Source organism: Leifsonia sp. PARNA 1/14 (genome assembly GCF_055720965.1).
Map to the genome: position 1 here is coordinate 412,095 of NZ_JBVQSP010000002.1, position 7,101 is coordinate 419,195.

The window sequence follows — 7,101 nt, forward strand, 5'->3', positions numbered from 1 at the left end:
GCCTTGCTGCCGGGGTTGGCCTTCTCGAAGTCGGTCTTGGCTTTGTTCATGAAGTTGGACATGATGTCCGACCCGTAGTCCTGGAAGGCGACCTTGATGGTCTTGCCATCGCCACCACCGGAGGACGACGAGCAGCCCGCCAGCGCGACGAGAGCGGCTGCGGCGACTGCTGCGGCCAGTACCCTGCTTCGCTTCATCGATGCTCCTTTGCATTGAGGTCCACCGGCTCCCATGCCGCGGACTCTTCGTAATTTATAAATCAATTTGATTTATAGATCAAGAGATGCACAGAAGTTGCCGTCCTCCCCCGCTCGGGGGACGTGCCCCCGGCCTATGCCAGACGGCTTCTGCCGAACGGCTCTATGGCGACACGGTGCACGAGCCATTCCGCAGGGCCCCGCCGCCACCGTCGGCGGATCAGCCACGCGCCGGCCAGCGAACCGACGCTGAGTGCGAGGACCATCGACCACTTGTCGTCTGAGAGCCCGGTAAGTGCGGCCCACCCCGCGAGACCGACGATGTGGGCGACATAAAAGGTCAGGGTGAGAGTGCCGAGCGCGGAGACCGCTGACAGCGCGCGCCGCAGCGGCGCAGCCGAGAGGGCACAGCTGGCGGCGAGCAGCATGCACGACAGGCCGATCGCGTTGACGAGTTCGGGCGCGGTGCCGGCGTACGCGTCCGTACTGACGCCTGTCAACACGCCCACGCCGAGCGCGCCGGCCGTGAGCGCTCCGCCGACCAGAAACAATGCGACGAGCCTGCGCCGGCCGCGCAGGGCGACTCGGCCGACGGCAAGGCCGGCCAGCGCGAACGCGAACAAACCGGTCACCCGATAGCCGTAGTCCGAGAACACAAAGCCCAGCAGGGTCACCGCGATGTTCTGCATCCAGCCCGGGCGGCCGTCGTGCACCGCCTGGACCATCATGGTCAGCTGAACCCCGCGCGCCCAGGGCATCGCGATAGCGCTCAACGCGACCGCCCCGGCCGCCATCACGAGAATCCAGCGTGCGCGCAGGCCGAGCACCGGGATCAGCAAGAGCCCGACCGCGCCCAGGTAATGCAGGATCGGGATGACACTGTGCTGTTCGACGTCGGCGACCACCCCGAAGGCGATCAGCATCAGGGCGCGGAACGCGAAGGAGAGCCGGAACTGGGCTCCGCTCCGACCCTCTACCTCTGCGGATCGTGCTGCCAGCCCTGCCGAGACGCCGAACAGGAGTGTGAACATCGGCGCGGCGATCGTATCGGCCCCCATGAGGAGCCGCTCGGGCATCGGCGAGGACGGGCCGATCGGGGCCGTGTGCGCGACGAACACCGCCAGCAGAGCAAAGCCTCGAGCGAGATCCACGCCGGGAATGCGCGGCGTCGCACGGGAGGTGCGGCGTCGCAGCGGGAGCACCTCGGTTACCGCGACGTCACGCAGAATCGTCCACCCGGACGTGGGACGTAGCGGTGTGGTGGTCGTGCGGGTCATTCTCAAGCCTCCGGGAAGGTGAAGCGGGCTAGGCGCAGCCGGTGAAGATGTCGTCAACGGGGGTTCGCTATCGCAGGGTCGGTGGTCGGCTCGAGGCCGACGAAGGTCATGCTTTGCACTCCGTAAAGGCAGGTCTGCAGGGCGAGCACGCCGCGCAGACCGACGAGTTCGTCGGTGGTCGACCAGGTCTTGGGGACCGTGCGGATCTCGACGACCGTGTAGAGGAGGGTGGTGCCGTCCTGCTCTACCTGGAGTTGCGCGCCGGTCTGCAGCGGCAGGATGGCGTCGCCGCCGCAACTGTTGTGCGCCGCCCATACCGAAGGCACGCCGTCGCGAGCGTAGGAGAGCATCTGGGTGAAGGTGCCGTCGCAGCGGTCGAGTTCGGCGATCCCGCCATCGACTCCGAGTCGCACGGCCGGGACTTCGCCGAGGAGGTCGCTACGCAGCTGCGCCACTGTGGCCTGAACGGCGCCGTAGCCGCTCTTCACCTGCTCGGGGGCGACCGTGGCGAGCACGGCGACGGCGAACGCGACCAGCGAAGCAAGCGTGGCCACGATGATGGCGGCGGCCGAGCGCCTCCTCCGCTCGCCGGCGGCGAGCGGAGGAGAGGGCACGGCCTCAACGGTGCTCTCGTTCATCGGAGCCCTGTGGTCTGGCCTCGGTCCGGTCAGCTGTCGGACCTCACGCGACGTTTCACGACCATCGTGGCGACGACGGCACCCGCGACCGCGACGAGTCCGCCGGCGACAGCGACGAAGATCGGGAGCTGCTCGGTGGCGTCGGTGCGTGCGAGCATGCCGGCCGAGGTCACCGTGCTGGGCTGCGAACTCGTAGCGGTGGGACGGTTGTCGTTCGCACCGGGAGCAGGCGTCGCGGCGGTCTCCTCCGGGATCATTTTCTTGCTCTCCGTCACCGTGGCGGTGTAGCTGCCGGCGAGAGTGCGCTCGGGCGAGGTCGCGAACGCGTCACCGATGCTATTGGTGGCGGTGGCCGTGACGGTTGCGCTGAACGACTGCTCGCCCTCCACTGCGGTGACCGCCCCTGTGCACAGGGCACTCTCGCCGGGGGCGAGGTCAACGTCGGGGCAGTCGATGAGAGCGCCGTTGTCGACCGTGATCTGGATACCGCTCAGGCGGGTGTTGCCGGTGTTGGTGACCTCGTAAGTGATGGTGAGCTCCTCACCGGGGACGAAGGCGCCGCCGGTGATCCGGCCGCCGTTGAGGGTGCCCGCGACCGAGAGCTGCGGCTCGCCGAGCTCGACGGGCAGGTTCAGGCCCCACCACAGGCCGCCTGCGCTCTTGCCGGGCGGGGTGAGCTTGATCGTCACGTCCGTGATCGGGGTGGTGGTGACGAAGCTCTGCGAGACGTTGGAATAGCCGCCGAGGCAGTTGGCGTCGATGATGTATTCACCGGTTGCGGCGTCGTGGGTCACTGGGCTTTCCGAGCCGACACCGTCGGCGGAGTAGTAGGTCAGCCAGGAGCCGCCCGCGCTGCTGACGAAGGTGGCCTGCTCCTGCTCGACGTCGCATACGTCGACGTCGTCGACGAAAAGGACGCTGCCGACCGGGAGTGCACCGCCTGCGAGCGTACTGAAATCGAGGTGGTAGTCGAAGGTTCCGCTGCCCGCGGCGTTGACCCAGGAGTCGGAATAGACGGTGCCCAAGGGCGGCTGCTCGGGGGAACCGGGGAACACCTGATCGTCGGCCGGCTGCCAGATGGAGCCAGCCTCGGGAAGGTCAGTGGTGATGGTGAAATTGCCTAGTGCGCCGTCCGGGAGGATCACGTTGTTGGCAGCACCGGGCTCCCGGAAGCTCGCCTGATAGGTGTGGGCTCCGGCAGCCAGGCCCCTGGTGATGGCGTCGCCGACCGGACTGCCGTCGACAGCAGTGATGCGGAAGCCGACCGTACCGTTGCTGGTGATGGGCGGGGAGACGTCGGCGACATCGTACAGCGGTGGCAACGCGATGGGGGCCGCGGCGGCGGAGGTGGCGCCGAGCAGCGCGATGGGAGGTGCCGCGATGGCGATGATCGCTGCCTTGCGCAAGGCGAGGAAAGTCATTGGTGGTTCCTAGGTTCAGGTCGAAAGAGTGCCGGGCATGCCGGCGGCATGCCCGGCAACTCAAAACTCGCCGAGTAGCTGCGCCCGCAACGGAGCGCCTGAAAAGATGGCGGAGGAAAACGCCGCGGACTGCGGACTAAGTGGCTTGCTGCGCCGTCGAAGCGTGCAAGTGCTGCCCGCGATTGCGGTCCGCGTCCGTCGACACTGCGGTCTCGCGAGACTTCAGCGGCGCCTGTGGAGCGCCCAGTCGACAATTCCCCGCCGTCCGTCCACGCGGAGTTTGCGGGCGAGCTGGCCGTTGGCGGCTTCGATCGTGCGGATGCTGATGTGCTCAGCGTCGGCGATCTGCCTGTTCGAAAGTCCATTGACGAGGTGAGTGAGGATGCGCTCTTCCCGATCGGTGAGGATCGACGCGGCGGCAAGCATCCCGCGCGGGTCGTCGAGCCCGTCGGGCAGGGATGCGGTGAGAGCGTTCAGTCGGCTCTGAATGACGCTCACGTAGTCGGCGCGGCCGTCCGTTCGCGCCCAATCGCGGGCGCGTTGCAGAGCGGATACCGCCATGCCGGGCCGGCCGACAGAGACCAGCTCGTCGCTGAGAGTGACGAGCCGATCGGCGTCGAAACTGTTCAGCGCTTCGACGTAATCGGCATGCGCGCCGACGAGGCGCCCCTCCACTTGCCTGCTGCGGGCGAGATCCTCAGACAGCCGCGCGGGGTCAGCGTCGATCTCCTGAGCGGTGAGATAGGCGAGCGCGGCAGCGAACCGACCGCCTCGCTCCCACAATTCGTCGGCGGCCTCCCGCAGCACTAGGGCACCTTCAGCGATACGGCCGGCGTAGACATGAAGTTGCGCAGTCGCCCATGCCCTGTGCTGGCCGGGGAGTGTCCCGTTCGGTGCAGTCAGAGTCTGGAGCTCACGCTGGTAGCGTTGCGCCAGCTCCGGTCGTCCTCGGCGCACAGAGGCGATGACGCCGGTGACGAGAAGAGCGACCTGGTCTATGGCTGGGCCTCCGGATGGACTGATCGGCAGCACAGTGCTCAGGATGCTCTCGACCCCCGCGTAGTCGCCCTGCATCGTCAGACCGAGCGTGAGCAGCCAGGCGAATCCGCGAACGGCGGACGTGTCGAGGTTGGCGATCGCCTCGTCATAGCGGCGGCGGGCGAACGTCATCGCCTCCTCGAACTTGCCCAAGCCGAGGTCGACCAGACCGACCGCGATATCAGACGCGAACCCGACGTCGGCCGGCTCCAGTTGGTCGAGGAGGTCGAACCGGTCGGCGGTGGCGTCGAAGTCGCCGATGGCGGTGAACATGGCCATCTTCGCTTCGACGAGCACGGCCATCACCTCGCCCGGGAGATCATCGGTGACCTTCAGCCGATCGGCGAAATCCCTTGGGATGGTCGCGTAGTAGCTGTCCAGTCGGACGGAGGCAGCGTCCGCCAACCGCGAAGCAGGGGTATCCGTCTCGCGTACGAGCGTGAGGATTCGCTGGGCCGCCGGCAGGTCGTCACCTTCCGATGCAACCCAGTAGGCCTGCGCGATCGCCAACTGGACGACATCGATGCTGCGGCAGCCGGAGCCCGCCGGAGGGGCATCGTCGAAAACGGCCTGGATCTCCGCTGCCGGAGCACGGGCGGTCTGCAGCGCCTGGATGTAGGCATACACGGTCGCCGGCGTCTGTGCGCTGCGGTATTCCGCTTCCGTGACCGCCAGATCGCGGCTCGTCTGGTCCTCCACCACGCTGAGGAAGAGGGCAGCCTCCTCGCTGACGGGGTCGGGGCTGCGGACGGGAGACAAGGACAGCTGACATTCCCGGACGTCCAGCTTCTTCAGCACCTGCCGGGTAAGCCGTTCACGCCGGGCGCTGAGTGGTTCGTGGCGGAAGTAATCGCGCAGCACCGGGGGATGCACGAGAACCCGGCGCTCGTCGGCCATGATCACCCGGATCAACCCCCGTTCCTCTAACCGCTCGATGACCCGGGAGTCGACTACCTTCCGGATCGTGTTCAGCCGTCGGGTGCCTGCGAGTGCGATTTTCTCGAGCGATTCGCGCTGCTTGCGTGTCAGTGGCTCCAGATGCGCGTCGAGTATCGGGCGCATGCTCGGACTCCACAGATCCCGTGCCGGAACCCAGGTGCCCTCCCGCTGGATGATTCGCTCCTCACGTCGCGCTGCGGCCACCATGGCGATCGCCAAGCCGACGATCCCTCCCGAATTCCGGAACACACGAACGGTGATCTCAGAAGCGACCGGGCCGCCGAGGCATTCCTCGATGATCGATTCCATCTCGCTGTAGCGCAGCGGCTGAAGGTCGATCGCGAACGTGGGTTCCAGTGTCGATGCCGGCAGCCCGGTCGGTGTGTGACGGGCGAGCATCCCGTGCAGACGGGACACGACCGTCTGCAGCATGCCCGGCTTCCGCGCGGACTCGATCACTCCCCAGGACGACTCGTCGAGGTCGTCCCAGTCATCCACCAGGACGACGGTACGGCCGGGTGTGCTCGCCGACACCAGAGCTTCGGCGGCCGAGACGAGCAGACTGGAAGTGGGGCGGGGTTCTCGTGCGGACCCGAACCCTTGAAGGTGCAGCACGGTCAGCGGGTGATCTCGTAGCGACGCGATGCCGCGCACTTGGAGGACAGTCCACTCCAGGTCCTCCATCGCTCGGCCCACCGCGCGCAAGAAGTGGCTTCGCCCACTACTGCGGCCACCGACGACATCGAAGCTCTCGCCGTCCTGCAGCGTTCGAACGGCGATGGCGAGCTCCTGATCCCGAGCACCCACTGAACGGTCCCTGATTTTCGACCGGTCAGTTCTTGGGGCGGTGCTCGCCAGTCTGGTCTCGGCCGGTTCGGGTCGGACGAGACGGGAGGGAGGAAAGCACTGTGCACACAGGTCCAGCGTATCCTTGCGCATCCCGACCGCCCGGCCGGCGAAGGACGCCTAGAGCCGCCCGACGCGGGGCGAGAACGTCCCGTCGAGCACCAGGCAGGCGGCGCCCACGGCCGCGACGTCCTCGCCGACCGCCGTGCCCTGCAGCAGCACCGGATGCGTGAGGATGCTCATGTCGATCTCCGCCATCCGTGCCGGCAGCTGCTCGAGGAACCGCCGCTCCACGCGCGACCAGGACGGGCCTCCGAAGACGACACGGTCGATGTCGAGCAGTGCCGCGAGGTTCGACAGGTAGAAGGCCGTGTTCCGGATCGAACGGTCGACGATGACGGCGGCGCGCTCGTCTCCCGCGTCGGCCGCTGCCGTCAGCTGCGTGAACAGGGTGTCCACGACCTCCACGTCGAGGTCGAGGTCGACGCCGTCGACGACCGCCTCACCTCCCGGAGGGCGCAGCACGCCGGCCCAGAGCCCCTGCATCACCAGACGCTGCGGCCGCACCGACTCGCCCCAGCAGCCCCGACGTCCGCACGCGCAGAGCGCGCCGCCCGGTTCGACGAGCACATGACCGGCGTCGCCCGCGTTCTCGGTCGAGCCCGTGTACACCTCGCCGTCCAGCACCAGCCCGATGCCGGCGCCCGTGCCGTAGTAGATGAAGGCGTAGTCCCTGCTCGCGACG

The 7,101-nt window shown here is 67.5% G+C and carries 5 protein-coding genes and 1 pseudogene; all 6 read right to left on the reverse strand.

What is annotated here, in order from left to right; translation table 11 throughout:
• Positions 1–197: pseudogene (locus tag AC0HS0_RS06960) on the reverse strand (ABC transporter substrate-binding protein); the annotation flags it as partial.
• 134 nt (positions 198–331) lie between these two features.
• Positions 332–1,474: an acyltransferase family protein gene (locus tag AC0HS0_RS06965; RefSeq protein ID WP_472962732.1), complete on the reverse strand. Its 1,143-nt coding sequence runs from the start codon at positions 1,472–1,474 to the stop codon at positions 332–334.
• A gap of 53 nt (positions 1,475–1,527) precedes the next feature.
• Positions 1,528–2,112, reverse strand: a complete 585-nt coding sequence (locus tag AC0HS0_RS06970; RefSeq protein ID WP_472962734.1) for a hypothetical protein — start codon at positions 2,110–2,112, stop codon at positions 1,528–1,530.
• Positions 2,113–2,141: 29 nt separating this feature from the next.
• Positions 2,142–3,533, reverse strand: a complete 1,392-nt coding sequence (locus AC0HS0_RS06975) for a DUF7507 domain-containing protein (protein WP_472962736.1) — start codon at positions 3,531–3,533, stop codon at positions 2,142–2,144.
• A 222-nt stretch (positions 3,534–3,755) separates the two neighbouring features.
• On the reverse strand, positions 3,756–6,317 hold the full coding sequence (locus AC0HS0_RS06980) for a helix-turn-helix transcriptional regulator (RefSeq protein ID WP_472962737.1): 2,562 nt from the start codon (positions 6,315–6,317) through the stop codon (positions 3,756–3,758).
• A gap of 159 nt (positions 6,318–6,476) precedes the next feature.
• On the reverse strand, positions 6,477–7,101 hold a 625-nt coding region (locus AC0HS0_RS06985; RefSeq protein WP_472962739.1), incomplete at its 5' end, for an ROK family protein.

Bases quoted from the DNA above. Each gene is read 5' to 3' on its own strand.
- AC0HS0_RS06970 (WP_472962734.1), bottom strand. From the start codon at position 2,112: ATGAACGAGAGCACCGTTGAGGCCGTGCCCTCTCCTCCGCTCGCCGCC.
- AC0HS0_RS06965 (WP_472962732.1), bottom strand. From the start codon at position 1,474: ATGACCCGCACGACCACCACACCGCTACGTCCCACGTCCGGGTGGACG.
- AC0HS0_RS06975 (WP_472962736.1), bottom strand. From the start codon at position 3,533: ATGACTTTCCTCGCCTTGCGCAAGGCAGCGATCATCGCCATCGCGGCA.